23 protein-coding genes and 2 tRNA genes are annotated in these 24,883 nt (G+C 45.7%); 11 read left to right on the forward strand and 14 right to left on the reverse strand.

The annotated features are described in order from the left end of the window. Nucleotides 1-30 precede the first annotated feature (30 nt). A complete protein-coding gene (locus C7386_RS04050) occupies nucleotides 31-516 on the reverse strand; it encodes an RNA polymerase sigma factor (RefSeq protein ID WP_110436929.1) in 486 nt (161 codons plus the stop codon). Between the two features lie 234 nt (nucleotides 517-750). Between C7386_RS04050 and C7386_RS04055 the strand changes: the two genes are divergently transcribed. The 3 genes from C7386_RS04055 to C7386_RS04065 all read left to right on the forward strand — a co-directional run bounded on the left by C7386_RS04055 (nucleotide 751) and on the right by C7386_RS04065 (nucleotide 3,550). Continuing rightward, entirely contained in the window at nucleotides 751-1,458 is a 708-nt protein-coding gene (locus C7386_RS04055) for a LytR/AlgR family response regulator transcription factor (protein WP_110436928.1), read from the forward strand. Further along, nucleotides 1,455-2,759: a sensor histidine kinase gene (locus tag C7386_RS04060; RefSeq protein ID WP_110436927.1), complete on the forward strand. Its 1,305-nt coding sequence runs from the start codon at nucleotides 1,455-1,457 to the stop codon at nucleotides 2,757-2,759. The genes C7386_RS04055 and C7386_RS04060 overlap by 4 nt, the downstream gene beginning before the upstream one ends. Nucleotides 2,760-2,947: 188 nt before the next feature. Further along, a complete protein-coding gene (locus C7386_RS04065; protein ID WP_133241565.1) occupies nucleotides 2,948-3,550 on the forward strand; it encodes a hypothetical protein in 603 nt (200 codons plus the stop codon). A gap of 647 nt (nucleotides 3,551-4,197) precedes the next feature. On the opposite strand, the gene C7386_RS04070 is transcribed toward C7386_RS04065, so the two are convergent. The 8 genes from C7386_RS04070 to C7386_RS04100 all read right to left on the reverse strand — a co-directional run bounded on the left by C7386_RS04070 (nucleotide 4,198) and on the right by C7386_RS04100 (nucleotide 13,516). After that, nucleotides 4,198-5,898 carry a coiled-coil domain-containing protein gene (locus C7386_RS04070; RefSeq protein WP_110436925.1) on the reverse strand — a complete coding sequence of 567 codons (1,701 nt, stop codon included), beginning with the start codon at nucleotides 5,896-5,898 and terminating at the stop codon, nucleotides 4,198-4,200. Further along, nucleotides 5,895-6,962, reverse strand: coding sequence for a dsDNA nuclease domain-containing protein (locus tag C7386_RS04075; protein WP_110436924.1), 1,068 nt, complete (start codon nucleotides 6,960-6,962; stop codon nucleotides 5,895-5,897). The genes C7386_RS04070 and C7386_RS04075 overlap by 4 nt, the downstream gene beginning before the upstream one ends. Nucleotides 6,963-7,074: 112 nt before the next feature. Further along, nucleotides 7,075-8,790: an AlwI family type II restriction endonuclease gene (locus C7386_RS04080; RefSeq protein WP_116704899.1), complete on the reverse strand. Its 1,716-nt coding sequence runs from the start codon at nucleotides 8,788-8,790 to the stop codon at nucleotides 7,075-7,077. A 14-nt stretch (nucleotides 8,791-8,804) separates the two neighbouring features. After that, nucleotides 8,805-10,700 (reverse strand): Dam family site-specific DNA-(adenine-N6)-methyltransferase, encoded by a 1,896-nt coding sequence (locus C7386_RS04085; protein WP_116704900.1) that lies wholly within the window; start codon nucleotides 10,698-10,700, stop codon nucleotides 8,805-8,807. A gap of 14 nt (nucleotides 10,701-10,714) precedes the next feature. Continuing rightward, complete coding sequence (locus C7386_RS04090) at nucleotides 10,715-10,927, reverse strand: helix-turn-helix domain-containing protein (RefSeq protein ID WP_110436923.1); 213 nt, start codon at nucleotides 10,925-10,927, stop codon at nucleotides 10,715-10,717. Nucleotides 10,928-11,153: 226 nt separating this feature from the next. Beyond that, nucleotides 11,154-12,074, reverse strand: a complete 921-nt coding sequence (locus C7386_RS04095; protein WP_116704901.1) for a site-specific integrase — start codon at nucleotides 12,072-12,074, stop codon at nucleotides 11,154-11,156. Between the two features lie 426 nt (nucleotides 12,075-12,500). Continuing rightward, nucleotides 12,501-12,626, reverse strand: a complete 126-nt coding sequence (locus tag C7386_RS13675) for a hypothetical protein (RefSeq protein WP_318261182.1) — start codon at nucleotides 12,624-12,626, stop codon at nucleotides 12,501-12,503. Nucleotides 12,627-13,312: 686 nt separating this feature from the next. Continuing rightward, complete coding sequence (locus C7386_RS04100; protein ID WP_110436921.1) at nucleotides 13,313-13,516, reverse strand: helix-turn-helix domain-containing protein; 204 nt, start codon at nucleotides 13,514-13,516, stop codon at nucleotides 13,313-13,315. 387 nt (nucleotides 13,517-13,903) lie between these two features. Between C7386_RS04100 and C7386_RS04105 the strand changes: the two genes are divergently transcribed. The 4 genes from C7386_RS04105 (at nucleotide 13,904) to C7386_RS04120 (ending at nucleotide 17,230) form a co-directional block, all read left to right on the forward strand. After that, a complete protein-coding gene (locus tag C7386_RS04105; protein ID WP_110436920.1) occupies nucleotides 13,904-14,407 on the forward strand; it encodes a hypothetical protein in 504 nt (167 codons plus the stop codon). A 12-nt stretch (nucleotides 14,408-14,419) separates the two neighbouring features. Then, a complete protein-coding gene (locus C7386_RS04110) occupies nucleotides 14,420-15,103 on the forward strand; it encodes a hypothetical protein (RefSeq protein ID WP_110436919.1) in 684 nt (227 codons plus the stop codon). Between the two features lie 20 nt (nucleotides 15,104-15,123). Beyond that, nucleotides 15,124-15,828, forward strand: coding sequence for a hypothetical protein (locus tag C7386_RS04115; protein ID WP_110436918.1), 705 nt, complete (start codon nucleotides 15,124-15,126; stop codon nucleotides 15,826-15,828). Nucleotides 15,829-16,075: 247 nt separating this feature from the next. Further along, on the forward strand, nucleotides 16,076-17,230 hold the full coding sequence (locus tag C7386_RS04120; protein ID WP_116704902.1) for a tyrosine-type recombinase/integrase: 1,155 nt from the start codon (nucleotides 16,076-16,078) through the stop codon (nucleotides 17,228-17,230). Nucleotides 17,231-17,310: 80 nt separating this feature from the next. On the opposite strand, the gene C7386_RS04125 is transcribed toward C7386_RS04120, so the two are convergent. The 5 genes from C7386_RS04125 to C7386_RS04145 form a co-directional block, all read right to left on the reverse strand. Continuing rightward, entirely contained in the window at nucleotides 17,311-18,237 is a 927-nt protein-coding gene (locus tag C7386_RS04125) for a LysR family transcriptional regulator (RefSeq protein ID WP_110436916.1), read from the reverse strand. Nucleotides 18,238-18,369: 132 nt separating this feature from the next. Further along, entirely contained in the window at nucleotides 18,370-19,551 is a 1,182-nt protein-coding gene (locus C7386_RS04130; RefSeq protein ID WP_110436915.1) for a M20 metallopeptidase family protein, read from the reverse strand. 18 nt (nucleotides 19,552-19,569) lie between these two features. Beyond that, complete coding sequence (locus tag C7386_RS04135) at nucleotides 19,570-20,907, reverse strand: hypothetical protein (RefSeq protein ID WP_165815455.1); 1,338 nt, start codon at nucleotides 20,905-20,907, stop codon at nucleotides 19,570-19,572. A gap of 287 nt (nucleotides 20,908-21,194) precedes the next feature. Next, a tRNA-Leu gene (locus tag C7386_RS04140) sits at nucleotides 21,195-21,280 on the reverse strand. Nucleotides 21,281-21,302: 22 nt separating this feature from the next. Continuing rightward, nucleotides 21,303-21,387, reverse strand: a tRNA-Leu gene (locus C7386_RS04145). Nucleotides 21,388-21,590: 203 nt separating this feature from the next. Here C7386_RS04145 and C7386_RS04150 point away from each other — a divergent pair. Genes C7386_RS04150 through C7386_RS04165 form a run of 4 tightly spaced genes read left to right on the forward strand, consistent with a single transcriptional unit; the run spans nucleotide 21,591 to nucleotide 24,824 of the window. After that, nucleotides 21,591-22,460 carry a DMT family transporter gene (locus C7386_RS04150; RefSeq protein ID WP_318261183.1) on the forward strand — a complete coding sequence of 290 codons (870 nt, stop codon included), beginning with the start codon at nucleotides 21,591-21,593 and terminating at the stop codon, nucleotides 22,458-22,460. 1 nt (nucleotide 22,461) lies between these two features. Next, nucleotides 22,462-22,977: a M48 family metallopeptidase gene (locus C7386_RS04155; protein WP_116704903.1), complete on the forward strand. Its 516-nt coding sequence runs from the start codon at nucleotides 22,462-22,464 to the stop codon at nucleotides 22,975-22,977. A gap of 21 nt (nucleotides 22,978-22,998) precedes the next feature. Further along, on the forward strand, nucleotides 22,999-23,868 hold the full coding sequence (locus C7386_RS04160) for a Cof-type HAD-IIB family hydrolase (protein ID WP_165815456.1): 870 nt from the start codon (nucleotides 22,999-23,001) through the stop codon (nucleotides 23,866-23,868). Next, nucleotides 23,865-24,824, forward strand: coding sequence for a carbohydrate kinase family protein (locus C7386_RS04165; RefSeq protein WP_116704904.1), 960 nt, complete (start codon nucleotides 23,865-23,867; stop codon nucleotides 24,822-24,824). Before C7386_RS04160 ends, C7386_RS04165 begins: the two co-directional genes overlap by 4 nt. The last annotated feature ends 59 nt before the right edge of the window (nucleotides 24,825-24,883 follow it).

The following is a 24,883-nucleotide window of genomic DNA, read 5'->3' on the forward strand; positions in this document are numbered from 1 at the left end:
ACAGCGGAACTATTCGGCAGGATGGAAAACTCACATCAGCCGTTCCTTCGCAAGCAGGTGGGCGTAATGCTGTTTGGCGCGGCTCAAGCGCGCACGGCTGGCCTCGTGGCTGATATGCAGATACTCGGCAATGTCCACACAGTTCAGATTCAGCTGATACCGCAGATATAGAATCTCCTTATCCGTGCGGGATAATTCATTCGGCAGCAGGTCGAGCATAGAAAGGGACGCCGGTTCGCAGCCAAGATTCTGAACGCTGTCCAGCGGCACCTGCACATACCGGCTCTGCCGTTTGTACTCATCAAGCGCGAGATTGGTCAGCACGGTGTGCAGCCAGCCGGGCAGATTCGGGTGCTGGCGCACCCGGTCAAAATGCGTCAGCAGGATGGTAAACGCCTCGTTTGTCAGTTCCTCTGCTGTAAACGGGTTGTGTGCAATGCGGATGGCCGCATACAGCAGCCGTTTGTAATTCCTGTCGTATAATTGAGAAAACAGCTCCTTGTCCTGTGCCGTCATAGATCGTTCACCTGATTCCTATCGGGTTATGTTATGCACGATACCCGTTTTCAAGGGGAAAATCAATAGCGCGTTCCTGATTGGTCACTTTGCGTTCCCGCTCTGCAGCCGGACGTCCATCAATCTGCGGTATAATAGAAACGGGGCAGCAGGAGACAGAACGCTTTGTGAAATATTGTCTGCTGTGCTGCTTTATGGTATAGTTAGTTCAGAACACAACAGGGAGGAGCACGCATGCGCATTATACTGTGCGATGACGATACCGCATTCACGCAGGTCTTTGAAAAACGCTTGCTGACCGTTTTCAAAAAATACGGGATCACACCGGAGATCGTGTCCGCGCACACGGGCGTGGAAGCCTTGCGCGAGATTACACGCAGGCCGACGGATGTGCTGTTTTTAGACATTGATATGCCTGAAAAAAACGGCTTTTCGGTCGCGGAAGAGCTGTCAGCCATGCCGTCGAAGCCTCTTATCATTTTCCTGTCCGGCATGGAAGATCTGGTGTATCAGTCGTTTGCGTTTCAGCCGTTCTGGTTTCTCCGCAAAACGCATCTGGAGGAGCTGCCGCAGGTAACCGAGAAAATGCTGCAGCTTCTCAACAGCCGTCAGATTCACTACACGGTTACGATGAACGGCAGCAGCACCCGCATTCCAATCACGGAGATTGCGTATTTTGAGAGCCAGGGACATTATATCGTTGTACATTACAACGAGAAATCCCTGCGGTTCAAGGCACGCATGAGCGATATCGAAACGGCACTCAGCAAATACTTTTTCGTGCGCTGCCACGTTGGCTATCTGCTGAATTGCCGGTTTGTTCAAATCTGCAGCCGGACAAGCGTCACCTTGACGGACGGAACGGTCCTGCCGGTCAGCCGCGCCAAGGCAGAGGAAACACAGACCGCCTTTATGGCGTATATGAGGAGCCTGCGCCCATGAATTTCTGGTTTGAAATGGCGATTAACGCCGTAGAGATAACCCTTATTTTGAGCTTCTTGGTGCAGTATTTCGGCTACCGCATGGCCGGTCCGGCGAAATACATATGGACGGCACTCTTTGGCGTGCTGTCCTTCGGCAGTGTAGCCTTTTTCTCCTGGGGGCAGTTGTATGAAGGCTATGCAAGCTTGGTACAGATATTGATTAACATTGCGTTTTGCTGTATTTTGCTGCGCGGGTCAATTCTGCAGAAGATATTTGTTTCTGCATTTACAATGGGCCTTGTGGCTGTTATTGCAACTTTTACAGCACTGCTTGTTGCAAAGCTATCCGGAAATAATGTTACCCTGCTGCTCAGCCGGTTTAATTCGGTTCGTATTATCTCGATTTTGATAACCAAGCTGCTGTTTTTTGTTATCACGCGGATTATCCTGCGGGTGAAGGAAAACGGTAAAATCAAATGGCTGGATGTTATCCCGCTGGCAGCGATTCCGACATTATCCATTATTACGATTACGCTGATGATGTACGCGGCGATACAGGAACCGCATATTCAAAATATTGTATTTTATGCGGTGTGCATCGTATTGGCGCTGAATATCCTGATTTATTTCCTGTTTGTTCGATTGGGGCAGGTCAGCAAAATCCAGACCGAAATGGCGCTGCTCGCGCTGCAGAACGAATGCCTGCAGGAAAACGCCAAGGACATTGAGAACATGTATGACACGGTTCGTGCGCTGCGGCATGACCTCAAAAATCATCTGCTCTGTATTTTATCCATGGCGGAAGAACGGGATGTCGAGGGTATCGAGCAGTACACAGGGCAGCTTCTGCAGCAGCAGAATACTGTCAACAAGCTGATCATGTTTTCGGGCAGCAAGGTGCTGGATGCGATCATCAACAGCAAAAGCGCAGCCGCGGAACGGGCAGGCGTTCGGCTGAGCGCTATTATCACAACCCCGCTGGCGGGTGTTTCGCCGGAGGATATTACCATCATCCTCGGCAATGCGCTGGACAACGCGATTCGTGCCGCAAAAGACAGTCAGCGCAAGGTGGTGGATATTCATATTCAGCCGCAGGGAGCATACAGCTCGATTGTGATTGCCAATGATATCGCACATCCGGTGCTGTTGGACAATCCGGCACTGCGTACCACGAAAAATATCCGGTATCGCCACGGCTTCGGCATTCAGAATATGCGGCAGGCGGTGGAACGTAATCAGGGACTGATTCGGTTTTATAAGCAGAACGACCGGTTCATCTGCGATATTTTGCTCCTTAACGTGCCAAGCAGGAACGAATAACGACTAAGCAGGAATAGCCGGTTGCAATTTCGGTGAAAAGCAGTTATCTTACAGATAGACCATGACAAATGCAATGTGCATGGGTTATCTGCTGAGATAACTGCTTTTTTGAGGTGAGTCCGATGCTATGTTGAAATGAAAACCGGTAAGGTATGGATAGTAATTAGAGAGCAAACAGGGAGGGTTAAATGATGAACAGATTTCGAAAAATACTGAGCGCCGCGCTGGCAGGCTGCATGGCGGTCTCTGCGCTGATGATGAGCGCCGGTGCGGCGAATACCGGCACAGAAGCCGCACGCGAGAAGGCCATTTACGGCAGTCAGGCGTGGACGGTGAACGGTGCGGCAGCTATTCAGCACAGCGACGGCACAGTAGAGCCGGTACCGGAGTTCTCGGCGCTGTATCCCGGGTGGACAGTGCCGAAGCAAGCGGCTTCGGTATCGAGTACGACACTGGCTGAGGTGGCTGATGTCGGTTCGCATTCGATCAGCGGCTATTACCGGAATGTGTATTTGACGCAAGATGTGAAGTACAAGCCGTTTTACAGTTTTCTGGGAAACGGTGAGACGGTCAGTGCGTTTGCGGTGACGATACCGGGCAGAAAATACAATCTGGGCATTTACAACGAGACAGCGCAGCAGGACGCAGGCTGGCTGCCGAATCTCTCTAAGGGCGATCGCGTACTGCTGCAGACCGCAAATGGTGTATACTGCTCGATTCGCGCAAGCGTACCGTTGAATATGCCGATTGGGTATTCGCGTATGAAGGTAGCGGAGGCAGGGGGGAATTGAAAATGCGTGAAAGAGCTGAAACTTTTGGGTTTCAGCTCTTTTGGTGATGCGGAAATTGTGCTTTTGCTGCCGATCGGTAGCATATGTTCTGAAACGATATCCTGTCATCCTAAAACTCGTTAAAAAGGTGCTGAACCTGCACTAAAATGAAGCGCTGCGATTTTGGTAGACACTTGTGGTAGACACCAGTTTTTCACGAATTACATCACAAAACTAAATACCGTAAAAAGTACAGAAAAAGAGCTTCAAACATAAGTTTGAAGCTCTTTAACTTGGTGCGGATGGGGGGACTTGAACCCCCACGTCCTTGCGAACACTAGCACCTGAAGATACGATTTTTGTGCATATAACCAGCTGCAAAATGAATAATACGAGTGTGAAACTTAAATTTTGTACTGAATAGCTGGTGCTTTTTCATAAAATCAGAATTTACAATACTAAAAAATTCGAGAAAAAACCAGCAGAAAATCGGTATATTCTGGTAGAAAATCTGATTTGCAGCGGAAATTTTGCTTGGAAATACAATCTATTAGACACATATTAGACAGCATCATTATTAGAAAAAACGTATTACATAAAATGTAGGTCGCAATAAAGTATTTTCGCGACACAAGGTACACGTTCTCATTTAATAGCGGGAGCGATTGCTATTCTTTACACACGTTAAACAAATTTAATAATTGCTCAATTTCAGCTTCGTGAGTTATATAATCCGCCTCATCAAGAAGACGATTATGTTTTTGTAATGTAATGACGGTAGCGTTTTTTGCAGAATCGCCGAGACTGTCCTTGTAATCGTTAAAATCTATTGTCGCAAGAATCACTTGTGGAAGCATTGATATTCCGGCGATCATTGATAAAATTTCTTTACTGCTCTCTTGGCTGGCTTCCTTGCCTCGTGGTGAATCTACGACAAACGGCAAGCGAATAGTTTGCGTTTTAAAATATTCCATTGTCTGAAATAAGCCTACAAATTGAGATAAAATTATTTTATTTTCCAATGTTCCCTGCGCTTTTATCGGAGAAAGTAATTTGATGGTACCGTCATAGGCTGCATTCCAAGCTCCCAATTTTATAATATTTAGTCTGGTAAACTCGATATATTTACTCTCAACTTCTTTTTTACTGGGAAAGGACTTTAGTTCTTTGGCAATATCTTTAAGCGCTTTTCGAATATCAGATTGTTCTTTTTGATTTTTACCTAATCGGGTATTAAGTTTATCAACGGATTCGCTTATTCCGCGATGACGAATATATAAATCAAATTCATCTTCCTTATTGGAATATGCGGTTTCTAAATTGTTTAGTTTCTTCGTTAGAGTGATATATTGTTGTTTTTCTTTCTGAAGATCATCTCGGATTGATATAATCACTTGTCCGATATATGTTTTTACATAGGAATCGCTGACATTTAGGTAATTCGCATGGACTCTGTTGTAGATTTCATCATCATACAAATAACCGCACCGTGGACAACTATGAGTAAATATTTCTTGGTTACTCTGTGCAGTTTTTGCGATAGTATGATATTCTGTAATGACTTGCAATTGGTGTTCGTGCTGTTCCAATGAAATCTCTAGTTCTTGAATACGATTTCTTTTCTCGCCAATCTGTTTGACAAGAGTCCGGATTTTGTTTTTAGAGATCTGAATATTTTTATCAAACTGCGCTACATCATCTGCGGGAACAATACCTTGAATTTCATCAGTAAGCGCTTCAATTATATCAAGTAATTTAGTCGCATCTGTTTTTAACGTATCCAGTTCTTCTTGCAACTTATCTCTTTGAGCCATCAACTCTACAGCGCTTTTGGTATAAATACTAAGATGATAATACAGAGATTTCATTCTGTCATGTTTTTTATACTGCTCTTGGTTTTGAAAGCTGCCATATAATTCACTCCAACCGTTATCTTGGTCGATATAATATGGTAAAAATGTGAAGACTGGTGGGGCTAGAGTAACTCGACCATCTTTCTTGCTGTCTAAGTATATTCCAAAGTGAAAAATTTTTTCTAATAGCGGAGCAAGTTCAGACATAACTTTGCTTGTGACTAAAATCAATTCTTCGCCTTTAAATACTGCAAAACTTTTTATTTGACGCACTATTCTATAATCAATATTATCGACACAGAAATCCAAGACAAATAATTTGTTATTTACATTCCATACACTATCATATTTTACATTTGCCCCTAATGTATGATACAGAGATTTTAATAATGAAGATTTACCTACATGATTATTAGTGCTTGTAATAACATTTAATCCTTTTTGGAATTGCTGAAAACGTGCCTTATGTGAAACAATATCTGCAATTAAGATGCTCTTGAAATACATTTCGCTCATTTTTGACGCCTCCAATCATTTATCAGTATACTTGTAACTACCACTAGCATATAAAGGTCATTATATATTGGCGGTAAGGATTCTATCGTTACAGCGATACGCTTAGAGTATTCAAGCATATTCTCTGCTTTTTCTCTTGGAGTTACGGAAATTCGCTGAGCGGTTTTTCGAAATAACTCACGTTGTGAGTTAAGTTTTTTCTGCCCATCAGTTAATACTTGAAGATACGCAAGAGACAATTCATGTTGTTCTGATTCATGATATTCTGTCCATTGTTCTATTTCTTCATATGTTGGAATGCAGACGATCATAGCACTATCAATAACTCGAGTTATATCATTTTTTGAAACGCCTTTATGCTTTCTTATGGTTTCAAAATCCGAATCATTATTTAGCTGTTCATAAGACTGACGCTGCGATAACAATTCGACTAGCGTGTTAAATATGGTTTTGGCCATATCTAATGTAATGTTTGGATATTTTTCGTGTAAAATCTCATTCAAATTCTGTTCAGCTATATCTCTATGTTTGGCTATTGTTAATGTTGTACGTATGTGAACGAATTTAGAGAGGTCAACAGTGTCGGGAGATATCGAAAGTGCTGTACCAATATCTTTTTTTATCTTTGCTTGGGTAATGCTATCCATGCTTAAAAATGGGGTTTTTTCGCTTGAAAATACCTGCCCTTTAATGCCATCGGTTGAAGAAGCAGTAATTTTTAGAACGCATGGAGTGATCAATCCAAGTTCTTTCACATTCCATTCTTTGTTGCTAAGATGCTGATATAATTTGGGGAGCCATTCTTCACGAATAACCGTACTGATCGTGATAGACTCTTCATGACTTTTCATCTGATAATAACTGACAACTGCAGGAGAATTCTCACTATCAAAGATAGAGATATCATCATAATGGTCTAAAACCAGTAAATAGTCAAGATTATCGAATAATTCGACAGCCATGTGAATAGCTTGACTGACCTGCATATCTAAGCGGTTATAAGCAAGGCTTCCGGAGCGAGTATCCGCTTTGACTTTTCGGGGAGTATGTAGACTCTTACTCAAAATATTCACATCCTAACGGTTATATCATATCTAATGTAGAAATATAGATTTCAATTTTAACATCTATTTGCAATGTGAGAAATCACATATCATCTAGATACATTAACAGGGTTTATATAACAAGTCCGTTTACAATTTCAGTTACCTTTTCAGAAACGGTTGTATCAATATACCGTTTCCAAGTAGGAGCCTCCAACAAATCTCTTCTAGACTCGCATTGCAAAATTAAATCTCGAAGTTTTTCTGGACTTGCTTTGTCGGCTTTAAACATTGCTACAAAGTAGTCTTTGAATTGAGCAAGTGTCAATGGAAGGATATTCAATCGTTGTTTGACATCACCTTTGGCATACCAAACGCCATGTCTAAATGTCTCGGCAGTATTAGTATCAATACGAACGGCAATAAACATACCATATACCGGCTTATCGTATTTCAGGACTGCATCAGAAACATGACGTCGAACCGGTTCCCCCTCCATAGCTTCTTGGCGCGAAGATGTAGACATCGTGACTTCGGTGAGAATAGTAAATTCCTCAAACTCGCAGTATAAGTCACCCTTACCTCCACCTGCTGCTGAAACAGGCATAAAATCAGAATCCAATTTGAATCCGCGAACTTCATAAGGTTTATTTACCATATGGTCGATTGCTAATGCAGCTCGCCAAAGTGTCCATTCAAGGTAAGCTGGAGTTTCGTCCTTAGGTACTTCAATGGCAGCATCTTCGTCATAGACCAATTTACCACCACCTTTAATCAGCAGGGTCATATAGTCTCTGATTTCTTGCCACTGATTACATTGCTCTTTGGCATATTGAATTTCGTCCGTCTGAGCCAGAATATTTTCAAGTCGTTGCCTTGCGATATTTATTTCTGCTGCAGTGTTTAATGGGAGATCAGAAATATCAAATAGAATATGACGCTCTCGCATCTGCTTAATCAAATCGTCAAGCAAAGATTTGGCGATTTCTTTGTTATCAGTGGGCAGGGGCGCACCCATACAAAGCATTTTATATTGTTCTATAATAGGTTCTGAACTTGCAGTTGCTTTCGCAAGTTTCTCTGCTATCACATGCTTTGTCGGAACAATGATAAGTCCTCTGCCTTTTCGCTGGAGTATGCCAGAAATGCGAAGATAGCGCATATTCATATCACTATAATCCAAGAAATTATCAGACTTCTTGTCGTAATTTTCACCTCTGGCTACAATTTCTTTTTTATCAAAAGAACGCTTGGCAGGGGCAGCGGTCCTTCGCTGGCGCAGATCAAGAATTCTATCAACGACCTCATCTACATTATAGCTGGGATTAGTGGTATGTCCCCACAGTGCGAACTCGATTCTGCTCAATTCAGACGAGCCGGTTCGTCGCTCAAGTTCGAGCATGATTGCCAGCAGCCATCTTAACGGAGAGAAATAGTGTGTCTTATTAGGCATCGGATATTGTTCAATGCTCATTGATCGAAGAAAGCACTCTTGCACAGCGGGGTATGTGTCTGCTTTCAGAAAGGTTCTGCCAAATGGCGTGATTTCATCAAGCGGTCCTAACTCTTCCTGCACACCATCTTTTTTCTTGATCTGGGGATAAATAAAACCATTTCTGGAAAACATCAAGCGCCACTTTCGCGCGTGACTTCCGGACTCATCTTTACCATTTTCATTTTGGATGATTCCTTTTTCATCCAAAAGACGCATAAAGCCTATTTCGTTATCTCTTCCATGGAGATTCCCAACATAGGGTGAATTTGCAAATACAGCGAAACCATCTTGAATGCGGTTCGGATTGCGCAATCCCGTATTACCGGCAAGCCAAATTTCTATCTTCATACTCATGCGACAACCTCCAATTAATACCCGACGAAAAGATATTCCTTGACGGAATTCCTATGGGTTTTGGCATTATTCTGATTTCCAAAAGAATATTTGTAATCGACCGGAACAACTTCGACATGTTCCTTGTGCTTTGCCATGATGGCTACCATCTCATCTTGGGTGGGCAAGCTATTAGATGAATAGGACACAATTAAGATGCTATTGGAAAATTTTTTGAATAGCTTGTCAAATGCATCGGCTGCACCCTTACGCGTAGAAAAGGGTGTGGGATAAGATTTGAACTTTTTGGTTTGAGTATGTTCTTGAATTTCTACGCCTTTCCAATCTCGGGCAAGACCCTCCACGAAATGATATCGGCGTACATATTCATTATCAGAGAGCGGCGAATAGTACGGAGGATCTATATATATGAGGTCAGCTTGCTCAATGCGAAGGTCCATAGCATCGCCGTTCTTTGATTTATTTGGTTTTCCGTTGTCAAATACGGCTTTATTTACAGCCTCAACTGCTTCAAGAAATTGCTGAGAAAGTGTTTTTTGTAAATCTTTACGTCCGTCATTATAGCGCTGACCTGTGTATGTGAAGATACCGCGAGGACGCTTTTTGGTGCAAGCACGAATCAGTGCAGTCATTGCAATGGCACGCTTGTACTGGTCATGTATCTCAGCAATATTGGTGCGCAAGGTATCGATTAGATCGTTTTCGGCATCCGTATAATATAAGTCTTTGAATGTATTTGCAACAAAATGATCGGACTCTTTGTGCGAAATCAATAAATTTTCTGCCTCATTCAGTGGCAGAGTAACATTGCTATTTTCAATCATTGCTTTGGTGAAAGTAGCTGACATAGACATATAATCATTGCTAATTACGGTTTTGCCTTGGGTTTTGAACATATATCCGACAATGCCTGAACCTGAGAATAAATCTACCACTGTTTCTGCCTGAAATTGTGAAGCAACTGCCCAAATTTCAGAAAGCAATTTGCTCTTTGAGCCCATAAAACGAGTAGGGGGATAGAGAGAAACTTGTTTGGGCAACGGTGTGGGCGCGAGGTTGATAAGAAAACGCTGTTTAGGTGGAACAGTGACGATTACATCTTCGCCTTTGCGTGTATTACCGTTACAGGAAATATGGCGTTTGGTTTGGATAACATCAATTTTAAAAGGGGCATACAATTCATGAACAAGAGGATGATTGGAATTGGTTAGAATAACATGACATCCTTTTTCATGCAGGCGCATAACTTGTTTAGCAAGTTCAACATGATCCTCTTCATAAAATTGCTCTTTAGTATATCTTTTGAAATCCGAATATTCAGAAATCGGAAGATATGGTGGATCTAAGAAAATAAAATCTCCTGGTTCAGCATAATGCTCCAGCACAAGAAAGTAATCGCCGCATACAATTTCAGCGTTCTGCAAGGATTTTGATGCAGCATAAAGTGATTCAATGTCACATATTTTGGGCTTTTTATACTTTCCGTAAGGAACATTAAAATGCCCCTTTTTGTTGACACGATAGAGTCCGTTATAGCATGTTTTGTTTAGATAAATCATTCTTGCAGCAGCTTCAGCTTCGGGAAGTTCTTCCCAGTCCAAACTGCGCACAGCATAGAACATTTCACTTGTGTTTTCATATTTCTCAAGATAGGAAATCACTTCATCAACATGTTCTGCTACCTGACGATACATATTAATCAACTCAGGGTTACTATCTGCAATAATCGCATTTTCTGGTTGCAATGCAAAAAACATTGCGCCACCACCGATGAAAGGTTCGATATAACGCCCATAGCTAGAAGGAACTTTAGGAAGCAGCTCTTTCAACATTTGGGTTTTGCCGCCAGCCCATTTGAGAATGGGTTTAGCCACTATTGTAGAGATTTGTGTTGCAGTATTACTTTGCATTTAGCTGCCTCCTTTCAGACCTTGGAATTCGGGATAAGTTCCATGATATCACCGATGTCACATTGCAAAGCGGTACAAATCTTTACGAGTACATCGGTTGTAACATTTTCGTTTTTTCCAAGTTTCGCCATCGATGCATGACTGATGCCTGCTGCGATGCAGAGGTCTTTCTTTTTCATATCTTTATCAATAAGTAATTTCCAAAGTTTTTTATAACTAACAGCCATACATTACACTCCGATAATAATTTTATAATTCATAATTAGAAGAATTAAAATCAGCATTCGCTGAAATCTATGCTAGTATATCATACTTTTCTATATAGAACAAGATATGAGTAAAAAACAATTTAAGAAAGATATTTTCGGAGAAAGTGACCTCATATGTCGAAGTTAATGCGAAAACTTATATATGTGGAACATCTTATCATAGGAATATGTTATGCCTAGAGTTTTACCGTCTTGCCAAATAACTTTGCACCGTAACATTATCCCGCCAATGTGCGAGGTGAAGCACACTCGTGGCCCGCAGGGCCAGCCGGTCGAGAATCCACGGCCGTCCCTGCTTGATGGCTAAATCCTTGTTCTTGCCGCGCAGAACATACGGCTGATCGAAGAAGCTCAACGGTTCAAGATGGCCGCGATGCTTCTTGTTAAGCTGGTGCCACTGGGTCGCAACCTCTTTGTACAACTCTTTGCGAAACTTTGGGTCCTTGGCCTGCTCGGTGTAGTAGGCGCAGATATTCATAGCATATTCTCGGCGCTGACCGTGGTAGTCGAAATTGTGGCCAAAATCTCCGGCAATGAACAGCTTGCGATGTGAGCCGTCGAAGAATTTTTCGACTTGAGAAATATCTTTGTCGCAAACACGCTGTTCCTGATATTTACCGCCTTTGCCTTTATCAACGACAACATAGCAATGCCCGTTTTTGTATATAAGCGAATCGCCGCGCAGCCGTTTGAGGTCGCCCTCGCGCAGACCGAGGAACTTATTCAGTTCTGCCGGTTTACCGCCATCACCACGCCCTTTGCCAGCGCTGCGCTTGAATTCGCTTGAAGCACGAATCGGTTTGCGAATGTCTTTGATTGCAATGCCCGTGGCCTTGCAGATTGGCACCAGATAATTGTGAATGGTAGACGCAGATTTGCCCTCGGCTTCAAGTTGATTCTCGTAACGTTGGATTTCGTCTTTGCCGATTTCGCTTAAATTTCGGATGCCATAGCTTTTGAAAACGTCTGCCGCTTTGTGACACCAGTTGCAATAATTTTCCCTTGTTTGGAATGATACCGGTTGAGAGAGGTCTTGCCGCTCCATCAATCCCGGCGCGTTGATAAGCTGATGAAAAAGGCTTCCGTTATTATTCCTGTTGTCCATAAAATCCTCCTATACAAAAATTGCTTTGCGAATGGATATAGTTATCCCGTAATTTTTGTGCGTCCGCACCGGGAATTTCAACCCGCCATGCCGTTCAACTCTCGCCCGAGAGACATCTTTTTTGTTCGCTGATATTCGAATCAGTGGGAAAGATGATAAACCTAATTGGGCGAATTAGTTGGGAAACAAATCAATTTTTGAACAACCTAACATCTATATGAAGAAAAAATTCGTGAGAGGCTACAATCATTGCCGTAGTAAAGCCAGTGGCGCATCGGTGATATTTGAGAAAATCCGATTGAGCAGCTGCTTAATCGGTTATATTGCACTTTTTCGTGCAATATAACCTTTAAGCCATTCGCGTTCGATGTGTTATTTACGACCAATAATTGCAGCAGTAGGTTGGTGAACGACAGGAAATATTTGTCATGTCATGCGCTCGTCCGAGCCGCCGATGTTCACCAATTCCGTTTCGATTGCACACGTCCCAACTTTGATTGTGATTGCGTTTTTCATTGAAAACACAACCACGGACGCTGTTTCAAGGTGCATATCGTGCGGTTTTCCTAACCGCCGGAAACAATTACTTGAAACAACTAAAGCCTCCTTTTCGTCAAATAATTAGCTACATAAAGATTATGTGAGAAGTGATAGTCGGCAAAAACACAACAGCACCGAAAATCCGGAGATTTCGGTGCTGTTAGTGCAAAATATGAAATTATTTACAGTGAAAATGAAAACGGCGAAAAAGTTGCAGCCAGAGAACAGGCGAAAAACCCCGTAACCAGAAAAAATCGAACAAAAACCGTATAGGAAACATCAAAATCATTGCATCAAAAAAGCGAGAAAAAGACGTAAAATCGAAAAATATACGATTTTTTCTGTCCAGACCCCGTAATCATTACGGTTTCCCCGAAATCATAAAATCAGGGGTCGAAATCACATACGGGGTTTGGTTGCAAAAACACGGGTTTTCGTGGTTTTTCAGGTGATAAAAGCACAGTCGAATTGTACAAATACAGACAACAAAATTCGTATAGATATACAAAATAATTATTGATTGGAAAGCGGAAAATAGCAAGTGCGGTAATGTAGGCATTTTTGATTGTCAATGTTTGTAGTTCTATAATCATTGAAAAAATCAATAAACTTTGAAAATTTCAAAAAACATTGTGCCTAAAAATATAGACCGAAGTCAAAAAATTGCTGCATTTTGCGGTTCGGCTTCGGTCTGTTTTTCAATCAGGAATGTGTTCGAGGATGTCCTCAATTCCGCAATCAAGCTGGTTGCAAATCTTGTTGAGCGTTTCCATCGATACCTCTTCGTTCTTGCCTAATTTAGCAAGTGTGTTTGAGGTCAAATTAGCGGCTGCTGCCAAGTCTATACGTTTCATGCCCTTGTCGAGCAGTAATTTCCACAGCTTTATATAGGACCAAGCCATGTGAATTCCTCCTATAAGTAATATCTGTATTTATAGTATATCGCAGAAAAATAAAAATGTAAACAAAACATTAAATATGGCGTTATCGCTATATTTAATGTTGACATAGCCATTGTATGGTGGTAATATAACATCAGAAAACAAAATAACGTGGCAGTACAAGAGAGCGCCAACTCTCTTGCACCTGCATAGGTGTCTATCCCACCTACACAACGGAAAAACTTCCGCACCACGCAGAATAAGTATACCCTTTTTTAAGCAGAAATGCAAGCGAAACGGGCTTATTTAGCGCACCCGGATTTTCCTCCAGTCGAAATTGTTAGACAGCGTGTAGGCACACCTACACGCTGTTTTTGTTTTCAAACAATTTCAAAGGAGGGTTCTTTTATGGAATCTAAGCATTTAGTTGGTGGACTTGGCATGACCACGACCGGAGAGCAGGTTACTGTTATCGTCTACCCATACCGCCTGCCGAAGCGTTTGAAGCCGCTCACCGAGTGCATTCTTGAAACGCAGAAGAACTTCGGCAAGGGTGCAGTCGGCACAGTGCTGCTTCTCTGCATCGACCCGAAATCCAAGTTCGAGCTGGTTTGCCGCAACGGTTTGCGTGTGGTTATCGTCCCGCCGAACCATCCGCTGTTCCGCGAAACGTTGGAAACCATGCCGCGCCTGTGCGGGTTCGTGCATCTGGTTTATGCCGCGCTGCACGATCTGGCTTCCGGTATCGCGCCGACCAAGGTTTTCGCCTACACTGTCAACCAGTGTCCGAACGATTACCGCGAGTGGAGCAAGGGCATCGGTGACGAGGCAGACGAAGTTCTCGCACACATCATTGCTGAGTTGTCCACCGACCCCAAATTCTATCGCCAGTTCGCTGTTTTTGCTGATTGAGGAGGTTTTTTCATGATTAATCTTATCACTTTTCAGGACGCTTTTCGTAAAATCCAGACCGTAGAGTCCATTTATTTGAACGACACCGTTCAGCACTTTCGCAATCATGCGATGGAGCTGAGCAAGTCCGAGTTGAAAGAGCTGACCGATGTGCTTGAAAACGATGTATGCCGCGAAATCGAGCGCATTACTAACGATTTGCACGTTGAGTATTTCAACAAGGCTGACCGTGATTGTCAGCTGGCTGCGTTGGTTAATCAAATGTCCGAGAGCGACCGTCGTACCTTTCAGATTTACGACTTTCTGATGTATCCTTGGCGTGACGGAGCACCGGAGGCCCGACTCCTGCTCATCGACTGCTTCGAGGACGAGCTGTTCTTCCTCACACCGAATGTCGTCGTTACCCGTCGCACGCCGGAAGAAGTCAACAAGGCCATCGTGATGCTCATGCAGCTGTTCCACGTTCTCACAATCGCCGACTTCCAGAAGATTGCTGTGCCGATGCATTGCAATGTCGAGGGTTACCTTTATGCACTTTTAACCGGTCGTGTATCGCGTGAACTTGACCCGCTGTGCCACATTGACGAGCTGGAAATGGCAGTCCTTTATCGCGGACGGCACAATGATTTGGTGCAGGAATTGTTTAGATTGCACCATCTGCTGATGAAGATTTACGCTGACGGAAAACTGTTTTAACGGTCTTGGAGGTTACGATTATGAATAATTTTGCTATTGAAGCTGTACAATCCCTGTTTAAAAATATGCTGAATGTTCCGCAGTCGGAACTGGGAACAACTGTAATGCACTTCCGCGAGGAAGTGAAAAACCTTGGTGAGCCGGAACGGTTCGCTGTCACCGGAGATTTGGTGCTTCGGGTGCAGGAGCTTGCATGGGAACTGGGTGATCGTTTCCATCTGGATTATTGCACGACTTTGGACGAGTTGGAGTTCAATCTGCTGGATTGTGAAAGCCAGATGACCGAAAAAGAGAAGCGTGTTTTCGATTGGTTCATGTTCTTCCAGTACCCGTGGCCGAACGGTGCCCCTAACTGTGTTCTGTTCCTCGTGAACTGCTTTGATGGTAAGCTGTTCTTCATGTTGCCCGACATTATTCTCGGAGAGAACAAGATGGAGGATTTGAACCACATGATTGTCATGCTGAAAGAACTGTTCGAGCACGTTTCATTTCAGGATTTTCAAAAGGTCGCCCTGCCGCTCCATCGTGATGCGGAGTGTTGCCTGCACGCGCTCTTGGACGGCGATTTCCCGCCATGTCTTAGTCCGATGCAGGATATTGACGAAATGGCAGGTCATGTCAGCCGTCCGCACCCTGATACCTTTATTGATGCGCTGTTTCGTCTGCATTACACCTTGAAAGGTATGTACCTCGAGGGCAACCTGAATGAATATCGACCGTTTTAAGTCGTGAGGGCATAAGAAAACAGGAGCGCTGTTGCGCTCCTGTTTTTCTTCACATCGACTTAATACATACTATGAAGGTAAGAGGTCTAAAGCCTCCACATATTTCAACAGTGTGGAATGTCTATCGTAAACAATGCACGAATCGTTATATCCCAATTTTCAAAAATCACGAACCCTTTTCCATACGGAAAGGACTTTATATGAACAAAAACACATTTTCATCACTTCAAGAGGGAGGTGATGCTCAATGAAAGGAAGTTTACAGAAAAAACGCGATAAGTATTATGTCGTAGTTTATCAAAAGGATGAAAACGGAAAACTTCGTCAAAAGTGGATTCCAACAGGAATTTCATCCAAGGGACGTAACCAGACAAAAGCAGATGCGGCACTGCACCGTATTTTAACGGAATTAGAAGCGCAAAATGCGAAATCAACTTCGTTTCTTGTCACAAAACTCAAATTTGTTGAGGCTTTGCTGGCATGGGTCGAATATAAGAAGTATGAAATCCGCACAAATACTTATGAACTGTATACTCTGAACCTTAACAAGCATATTATGCCGTTTTTCGAGAAGAAAAACAAGCTGGTTACGGAAATTACGATAGATGATATTGAAGATTACTACAAGGCAAAATTGAAGGAGGGACTGTCCGTAGAAACGATTAAAAAGCACAATATTATTATTCGCGGTACTCTCGAAAGGGAGTTGGACAAGGGAACGATTTCAGTCAATCCCTGCGACCGCGCTCGTTTACCTCGCCAGAATCGTCAAGACCGATTTAAGGGGCAGGCGTATACAGTAGAACAGGCAAACAAGCTGCTGGAAGTCATTCACGGTGAAGTGTTGGAACCGGTTATCATGCTGGGTCTGTTGTTTGGTATGCGCCGCAGTGAAGCACTGGGTTTACGATGGAGTGACATTGATTTAGAAAAGCAGACCATCGTCATTTCTTTTACAACAACTCAAATGCGTACTCTGCTGATGGATGAACACACCAAAAGCGCTACAAGCCACCGCATGCTCAGCGTGATGGATGATGTAATCGGATACTTCAAGCGCTTGAAAGCGCAGCAGGAGGCAAATAAGCGCGAGTACGGCGATAAGTATCACGACTCCGATTTTGTCTGTGTTTGGCCGGATGGCCGTATCATCCTGCCGGGCTATGTTTCGCACAACTTTAAGAAGCTGCTGGCGAAATACAGCCTGCCGGAAATCCGCTTTCACGATTTGCGTCATACGGCAGGAAGCCTGCTTCTGGCGCAGGGAGTGAACATTAAACAGATTCAGGAATTTCTCGGTCACTCCGATGTTACGACCACGCTGAACATCTACGTCCACACCGACGAGGAGGCGAAAAAGGAAACGGCTGCCGCGATGGGAAAGGTGCTGAAACTCAGCTAAAACCCCATCTTGTCCAACGGCCATCGAAAAAACACAGAAAAGCGCTTCAAAATATTTTGAAGCGCTTTTACTTGATAAAATTATTGTCCTTTCAACTGCTCCATTTTCTCCCACAGAGTAGTTGATGTAAAAAGTCCGCGAATAAATGTTTCCACCTGCGGTTCTTTTGCTCCTTTGCGAGCGATTGCAACAAACTGGTTTGCTGTTGCATGCCAGTCGTTGGTCGGTACTGTGATGACACCTTCCGGTAATTCATTTTTGAGAAATTCCGGGATTATAGCAATGCCGATACCTGCTTTTACCATCAACAGCACCGCATCTAAACTGTTAACTCGGCGCACATCGGCAAAGTGGACCTGCGTCTTTTGAAATTTTTCCAACAGATTATCTAAGGAGCACGGACCGGATTCTTCACTGATTGTTAAAAGCCGTTCCTGTCCACAGCGTTCTTTGGGAAAGGTAGCTGCACCAGCCAACGGATGATCGGTGTTCATTGCAATACAGACCTCGGAAGAAAACAAGGTTTGTATGTCTACCGCCTGATCGGCTAAGTATTCCATGCTGACCGGAAGCGCGAAAGCTATGTCGATTTCGCCGGTAGATAGGTGCTCCAGCAATTCCTGATAGCCGTATTTAGTCACCATTACCTCGACCATTGGGTAGCTTTGATGAAATTCCTTTACCAGTTCGGAAACAAAACTCTGCTCATACTGCCCAATCCCAATCCGCAGTTCTCCTGCAAGACGCTTTCCCACCATTTGTGTTTCTTTTACGATTTTATCGTAATTTTTTAATAACGGTGAAATTCCGTCAAAAAAACACTTACCGGCAGGTGTGAGCTGTATTGTTCGATTGCTTCTGTCGAATAAACGACAGTCCAACTCGCTTTCGAGCATAGCGATTTGACGACTCATGGCAGTCTGTGCCATATGCAATTCTGCTGCTGCTCGAGTAAAATTCATGTGCTTTACCGCAGTTACAAAGCAACACAGTCGATCAATCGTCATATGCTCACCTTTTTCTCTTTTGTTTATATCAATACTATATCACATAAATTCCATGCGGAAAAGAGTGAGTAAAGAAAGATTATAAATAAAGGGAAATGTTTATAAAAGATAGCGATTAGAGTCGTTGAGCTTTTAAGAATTATGGTTTTCCAGCCAGCGCATTGCACATTGCGCGTATACTGCGGTTCCGATCGGCAGCGCAGACTCGTTTACACGCATAGCAGGCTGGTGAGGCCCCAGTGTGTATCCCTCCTCAATGCTGCCTACACCAAGCTGGAGAAATACAGCAGGTACTTTTTCGGCGAGCATAGTGAAATCTTCGCTGCCACCCATCTTGGGACAATCCGCTACGGACTCACGAGGAAGCATTTCACGGAGATATGATTGGAATTCCTGCAGTTCCGGCTCCGGGTTGACGAGCGGCGGAACACCATATAAGTGCTCGACTGTTGCACATCCGCGGAATGTTGCCGCTACACCAACAGCAATTTCTTCCACTCGTTTCAGCAGAAATTCACGTTCCTTCGGACTGTTGGTGCGGATAGATACCTCCAGCACTGCTTCGCCTGCTACGCTGTTGCAGGTTGTTCCGCCTGCAATGCGGCCTACCAGAACAATGCTGTCCTGTTCCATAGGTAGCTCACGAGCGGTCAATTCTTCCAGTGCGAGGATGATGTGCGCGGCAATATGAATTGCATCAACACCGTTTTCTGGCAGTGAACCGTGTGCATCTTTGCCGTGTACTGTGATCTTTACCGCATCACCAGAAACGGCTACGCAATGATGAATGCAGCAGATTCGTCCGGTTTTGCTGAATGTATTGCCGGTAATAATATGCAGGCCCAGTGCCATATCTACTTTAGGATTCTCTAAAATGCCGTTATCCAGCATATCTTTTGCACCGCCCATGATTTCTTCAGCAGGCTGGAACATAAACTTTACCGTACCATGCAGTTCGTTTTCTCTTTGCTTGAGGAGTTTGGCTGCACCTAAAAGCATAGCACTGTGGCAATCGTGTCCACAGGAATGACAATGACCGTTTACAGCAGCAAAACTCTCGCCGCTCTCTTCGGCCATTGGGAGTGCATCCATATCTGCTCGCAGCAGAATGGTGCGGCCGGGTTTGCCCGCCAGACAGGTGATACCCATTTTGCCTACCTTTTTTGGCTGATAACCATACTCTGTTAGTTTGTTGAAAATATAAGCGTAAGTCTGCGGCAGGTCAAATCCTATTTCCGCAAATTGATGGATCGTTCGACGATTGGTAATGATCTCGTCGTGCAGGGATTGTGCATCCGTTAAAATCTGATTCATATGGATAACACCTCACCTTTAACCCAGCAGAATGGGAGTGACCAATCCTGCCAGCACAACAGAAGCGATGCTTACCGATACCACGCAGGAAACGATCATCTTGGGCAGCAAATGATTCAGCAGTTTCTTTTCTTCCTCTTCATCGATGCCGTTTGCGCTTGCTACACCAGAAGAAACTTCGGTCGCTGCTGCATAGTTCACAGGATAACCCAGCATACAGCCGATGCCTACCGCGATAGACAGCCAGGGACTCCATTTCAGCAGCTTGCCGATAATGATAGAGAAGATGACAACACCGACTGCGCCAAGAACCAGTAAACCGATAACAACCGGCAGCATACCGCCGAACTGCTTTAATGTCATGCTGACAAAGCTGCTGGTAACACTGCAATAGGTGGCTAGCATCAGCAGACCTTCACCTCCGGCTTTCCGAACCGCACCTGGTTCGATAATTCCCAGAGCAGCAAAGAGAATACCGCCGACCAGATAAGTGATGCCGGACGAAATACCGGTCAGTGTAGTGACTGTATAGGCGATAAAGCCAACAAAAGCTGCACGCGCAAGATGGATGTTAGGCGTATCCAGCGTTTTAGGAGTTGGCGGAAGAATTCGAATGCTCAGTTTCTTTTCATCAGACAGCATTTTTCCGACCTGCTTTGCATCGTTGACTAAAAACCGGTTTGCTTCTTTTCTGAGGCAGAACGACGCAATCGGAAGCCCGATCAAAACCTGCAATGCCATTACGGAAGCTACGAATCCAGCCAGATCGGCGCGGCCAGCTTCATTTGCCGCAGCGGTCAGAATCATCGTTGCAGCCATGCCGCCGGAAGCAGGACCCATTGCACTCAGCGCATACTCTTTGCCGAAAATCAGTGTACCTGCGGTAAGGTAGATTGTGACCAGTCCTGCAACACCAGCCAGCGAAATGATTACTGTTTTCCATTCGCGTTTCAGATCATTCAAATCTAGCATGGAACCTACATTTACCAGAATCAGAGCCATACCGAATGTCGGGATCAGACTCATCAGACCGGATTGTTCCATCAAATCCGCCGGAAGTACTTTTAATGTACTGCCGAATATCAAAAACAACAGGATAGCGACCAGAACAGAACTGATAACACCTCGTGTTTTAGCCGCAATGACGTCGCCAATGCCAAAGGCCAATGCAATTATCGCAAATGCCAAAATAGGAGACCAAGTCATAGGGATTTCCTCTCTTTCTTTACACCATAAGGGTCGTATGTAATCAGATACTGGAACACCGCAAGCTGATTTTCTGAATAACAAAAACAGCCATTTATGCAGATGTTTGTTTTCTGATCTAATGGCGCGCTTTTTGACTTGTTGCAACATAATTATATTAGCATATAGCGAAATTTTTGTACAATATTGTTTTTGACAATAGGCATAACAAAATTGTTATGCCTATTCGGTGATTGCAGAAATGAAAAGGGGAAATGTTTAAACTCGTCTAATACAATGCTAATGTTAGCGCAAAGAATTTAGTGCGAAAACACAGGTCGTGCAAAGTATTAGACACTGGTATTAGACAGCAGTTTTTCACGAATTACATCGTAAAACGAAACACTCTGAAAAGTACAGAAAAAGAGCTGAAATCAAAAGATTTCAGCTCTTTAACTTGGTGCGGATGGGGGGACTTGAACCCCCACGTCCTTGCGAACACTAGCACCTGAAGCTAGCGCGTCTGCCATTCCGCCACATCCGCATATTTGGTTGTTGAAAGAAGGTGGTGCGAGTGACGGGACTTGAACCCGTACGTCGATCGACACACGCCCCTCAAACGTGCCTGTCTACCAGTTCCAGCACACTCGCATTCTGTTCTCATCGAGTCGCCTCACTGTCAGCGACAAGAATTATTATATCCATGTGGACGCCAAATGTCAACACCTTTTTTCAAATTTTTTTAAAAAATTTCAAAACGCGAAAAACAGACGATTTCTCTGACACGCGAAACAGTTTGTGTGTTACAATAGAAGCAGTCAGAAAACTCACAGCGAAAAAGGAGGAAGACTTCAGTGCTTTCTAAAAAAAGTAAGGCAATCGGTTTTATCATCATGTCCGCATTCGGTTTTGCGATGATGGCGGCATTCGTGCGTCTGGCGGGTGATCTGCCGTTCACGCAGAAAACATTTTTCCGCAATCTGGTCGCGGTGGCAGTGGCCGCCGTGGTGCTGTGCCGCGAAAAGGTTGGTTTTAAGTGGGAAAAGGGCAACCTGCCGCTGCTGATCATACGCGCAACCTGCGGCACACTCGGCATTTTCTGCAATTACTACGCTATTGACCATCTCGTACTGGCAGATGCAAACATTCTTAATAAAATGTCGCCGTTCTTCGCTATCATCTTCTCGCTCATTCTGCTGAAGGAGCGGGCCAGCGTATTCCAGTACGCGGCGGTGCTTGCGGCATTCGGCAGCAGCATGCTGATTATCAAGCCGGGTTTTTCCTCGGCAACCTTCCCGGCAATTATCGGCCTGCTGGGCGGCATGGGTGCAGGCGCGGCCTACACCTGTGTGCGCGCACTCAGCCGGAAAGGCGAAAAGAGCGCCCGCATCGTGTTCTTCTTCTCGATGTTCTCCACGCTGGTATGCGTACCGGCTATGATCACGGACTACCACCCAATGACATGGGGACAGTTCTTCTGCCTGATCGGCGCAGGTGCGTCAGCCGCGCTCGGACAGTTCGGCGTAACGCTCGCGTACGCCAACGCACCGGCCAAAGAGATTTCGGTGTTCGACTACACGCAGGTCATCTTCTCGGCTGTCCTCGGCTTTTTCCTGTTCGGCCAGCTGCCGGACGGCTGGAGCGTCCTCGGCTATCTGCTGATCTGCGGCATTTCGGTCGCGGTGTTCTTCTACAACCGCAATCTGGAGCGCAAGGGACAGTAATATGATCGAGTACGAACTGGTTCGCTCCAAACGCAAGACGCTTGCTGTGCAGGTGACGCGCGAGGGACGTGTGATCGTTCGTGCGCCGCTGCGGCTGGCAAAATACCGTATTGAACGGTTTGTCGCGGAGCATACGGACTGGATAGCCCGCGCACTTGCCGATCAGCAGTCCCGCCGTGCGGCACATCCGGAGCCGGATGAGGCCAAGCAGGCTGAGCTTATCCGCCGAGCGAAAATAGAGCTGCCGCCCAAGGTACAGCATTACGCAAAACTGATGAACCTGTACCCGACCGGACTGAAGATCACCTCAGCGAGAACACGGTTCGGCTCGTGCAGCGGCAAAAACAGTATTTGCTTCTCATGGCGGCTGATGGACTATCCCGAACCCGCTATCGACTATGTGGTGGTGCATGAACTGGCGCACATTGCACATAAAAACCATGGACCGCAGTTCTGGGCACTGGTGGAGCGCTATTTACCCGATTATCGTGCGCGGCGTGCCATGCTGCGCGAATGAGAACAGGAAACGAGTATGAATATGACGAATCAATACAAAATTCTGGCATTGGATTTAGACGGAACGCTGCTGGATGCGCAGAGCCGCATTACGCCGGAGAACGCCCGCGCGGTACGCATGGCGCAGCAGGCGGGCGTGCAGATCGTGCTGTGCACCGGACGCAACGTGCGCGAGGTGCGCCGCTTCAGCGAACAGCTGGAAGCCGCACCGGACTGGCTCGTCACCGCAAACGGCGCGGCAGTGCAGCATCCGGACGACAGGGAACCGGCGTTTTTCGACGGCCTGAGCACAGAAATGGTGGACATCATCCTGAACGAGTGCACTGCCATTGACACCGACCCATGCCTGTATACCACGCAGGATTTGTACTATGGACATGCCTTTCGGCATTTCCTCGAAAACCTGCAGCGGCGCGGACGGGTCGTGATGGATGAGGCCGACGAGGGTTATCACTTTGTCGGGGACAAGAATACGTGGCGCACTGTGCTCGCAGACGAGCCGCGCCCATTCACCAAGGCGATTCTTTATCACGATGACCCGAATGCAATCGCGCCGCTGACGGCTGCGCTCGATAAATACGGTATTTTCGAGCTTGCGCCGTCCGTCATGTACGGCGGAGAGCTGCGCAATGTCGAGGTCAACCGCGTGGGTGTGCACAAGGGACGCGGACTGGAATGGCTGGCGCATCACCTCGGCTGCACGCTGGCCAACGTCATCGCCATCGGTGACAGCGAAAACGATCTGACCATGCTGCAGATGGCGGGACTGGGCGTCGCCATGGCAAACAGCGAGCCGTGCATCCGCGAAGCAGCGGACGTTATCACCGGCAGCAATACGGAAAACGGCGTCGCGCAGGCGATTTACCGACATATTCTGGGGGATGAACGATGAAAAAAGTAGTGGCAATCGGTGAACTGCTCATTGATTTCGTGCCGCAGCAGCGCGGCTGTGCACTTGATGAGGTCGTGCAGTTTGAGCGTGTCGCGGGCGGTGCGCCGGCCAATGTGGCAACCGCAGTGGCGCGTCTCGGCGGCAGAGCGCAGATGATTTCGCAGGTGGGAGAGGACGCATTCGGTACGCACATTCTCAAAACGCTGCACGCAAACGGCGTGGACATCTCAACGGTGTTCCGCACCGGACGGGCGAATACCGCGTTAGCGTTTGTTTCACTTGATAAGAACGGCAACCGCGAGTTTTCCTTCTACCGCAATCCCTCGGCAGACCTGTTTCTCGATGAAGCACAGATCACGCCGGATATTTTCGCGGACTGTGCCGTGCTGCACTTCTGCTCGGTCGATCTGGTAGATGCACCTGTCAAGCAGGCACATCGCAAGGCCATCCGGCTGGCAAAGGACGCAGGCGCGTTCCTCTCGTTTGACCCTAACGTGCGTCTGCCGCTGTGGGGCAGCCCGGAAAGCTGTCAGGCAGCGATTCGTGAGTTTCTGCCGTATGCAGACCTCGTGAAGCTGTCGGATGATGAAGTTGAATTCTGCACCGGCTGCAAAACCGAGAGGGAAGCGGCAGAGCTTCTGTTTTCGCAGGGCTGCAGGCTGCTGCTCGTGACACGCGGCGCGGGCGGCGCGGCAGTCTATACGCCGAACGCGAGCGCCGAAACCAAAGCGCTGCCGGTGACGGTCGCGGATACCACCGGAGCGGGCGATTCGTTCATCGGGTCGTTCCTGTATCAGCTTACCCGCGACGGTGTGACAGCGGAAACGCTCGCAGACATCCCGCAGAAGAAACTTGCGGATTATCTGACATTTTCGTCCGAATGTTCGGCGTATACCGTGCAGCATAAGGGCGCGGTTATGCCAACGGAAGAAGAATTGAGAATGAAAAATGGATAATGGAGAATTGAGGTTGCGCGCAAAGCGCGTTATTTAATTACCGCCCTGTGGGCGGACAC

Source organism: Agathobaculum butyriciproducens, from assembly GCA_003096535.1.
Lineage (GTDB): Bacteria > Bacillota > Clostridia > Oscillospirales > Butyricicoccaceae > Agathobaculum > Agathobaculum butyriciproducens.

What these genes read in the sequence shown, in the direction of transcription:
- C7386_RS13675 (WP_318261182.1), bottom strand. Translation starts at nt 12,626, where the DNA reads ATGCACCTTGAAACAGCGTCCGTGGTTGTGTTTTCAATGAAAAACGCA.
- C7386_RS04125 (WP_110436916.1), bottom strand. Translation starts at nt 18,237, where the DNA reads ATGACGATTGATCGACTGTGTTGCTTTGTAACTGCGGTAAAGCACATG.
- C7386_RS04090 (WP_110436923.1), bottom strand. Translation starts at nt 10,927, where the DNA reads ATGGCTGTTAGTTATAAAAAACTTTGGAAATTACTTATTGATAAAGAT.
- C7386_RS04110 (WP_110436919.1), top strand. Translation starts at nt 14,420, where the DNA reads ATGATTAATCTTATCACTTTTCAGGACGCTTTTCGTAAAATCCAGACC.
- C7386_RS04165 (WP_116704904.1), top strand. Translation starts at nt 23,865, where the DNA reads ATGAAAAAAGTAGTGGCAATCGGTGAACTGCTCATTGATTTCGTGCCG.
- C7386_RS04055 (WP_110436928.1), top strand. Translation starts at nt 751, where the DNA reads ATGCGCATTATACTGTGCGATGACGATACCGCATTCACGCAGGTCTTT.
- C7386_RS04095 (WP_116704901.1), bottom strand. Translation starts at nt 12,074, where the DNA reads ATGGACAACAGGAATAATAACGGAAGCCTTTTTCATCAGCTTATCAAC.
- C7386_RS04155 (WP_116704903.1), top strand. Translation starts at nt 22,462, where the DNA reads ATGATCGAGTACGAACTGGTTCGCTCCAAACGCAAGACGCTTGCTGTG.
- C7386_RS04160 (WP_165815456.1), top strand. Translation starts at nt 22,999, where the DNA reads ATGACGAATCAATACAAAATTCTGGCATTGGATTTAGACGGAACGCTG.
- C7386_RS04100 (WP_110436921.1), bottom strand. Translation starts at nt 13,516, where the DNA reads ATGGCTTGGTCCTATATAAAGCTGTGGAAATTACTGCTCGACAAGGGC.
- C7386_RS04060 (WP_110436927.1), top strand. Translation starts at nt 1,455, where the DNA reads ATGAATTTCTGGTTTGAAATGGCGATTAACGCCGTAGAGATAACCCTT.
- C7386_RS04130 (WP_110436915.1), bottom strand. Translation starts at nt 19,551, where the DNA reads ATGAATCAGATTTTAACGGATGCACAATCCCTGCACGACGAGATCATT.
- C7386_RS04115 (WP_110436918.1), top strand. Translation starts at nt 15,124, where the DNA reads ATGAATAATTTTGCTATTGAAGCTGTACAATCCCTGTTTAAAAATATG.
- C7386_RS04065 (WP_133241565.1), top strand. Translation starts at nt 2,948, where the DNA reads ATGATGAACAGATTTCGAAAAATACTGAGCGCCGCGCTGGCAGGCTGC.
- C7386_RS04120 (WP_116704902.1), top strand. Translation starts at nt 16,076, where the DNA reads ATGAAAGGAAGTTTACAGAAAAAACGCGATAAGTATTATGTCGTAGTT.
- C7386_RS04050 (WP_110436929.1), bottom strand. Translation starts at nt 516, where the DNA reads ATGACGGCACAGGACAAGGAGCTGTTTTCTCAATTATACGACAGGAAT.
- C7386_RS04085 (WP_116704900.1), bottom strand. Translation starts at nt 10,700, where the DNA reads ATGCAAAGTAATACTGCAACACAAATCTCTACAATAGTGGCTAAACCC.
- C7386_RS04080 (WP_116704899.1), bottom strand. Translation starts at nt 8,790, where the DNA reads ATGAGTATGAAGATAGAAATTTGGCTTGCCGGTAATACGGGATTGCGC.
- C7386_RS04070 (WP_110436925.1), bottom strand. Translation starts at nt 5,898, where the DNA reads ATGAGCGAAATGTATTTCAAGAGCATCTTAATTGCAGATATTGTTTCA.
- C7386_RS04135 (WP_165815455.1), bottom strand. Translation starts at nt 20,907, where the DNA reads ATGTTGCAACAAGTCAAAAAGCGCGCCATTAGATCAGAAAACAAACAT.
- C7386_RS04105 (WP_110436920.1), top strand. Translation starts at nt 13,904, where the DNA reads ATGGAATCTAAGCATTTAGTTGGTGGACTTGGCATGACCACGACCGGA.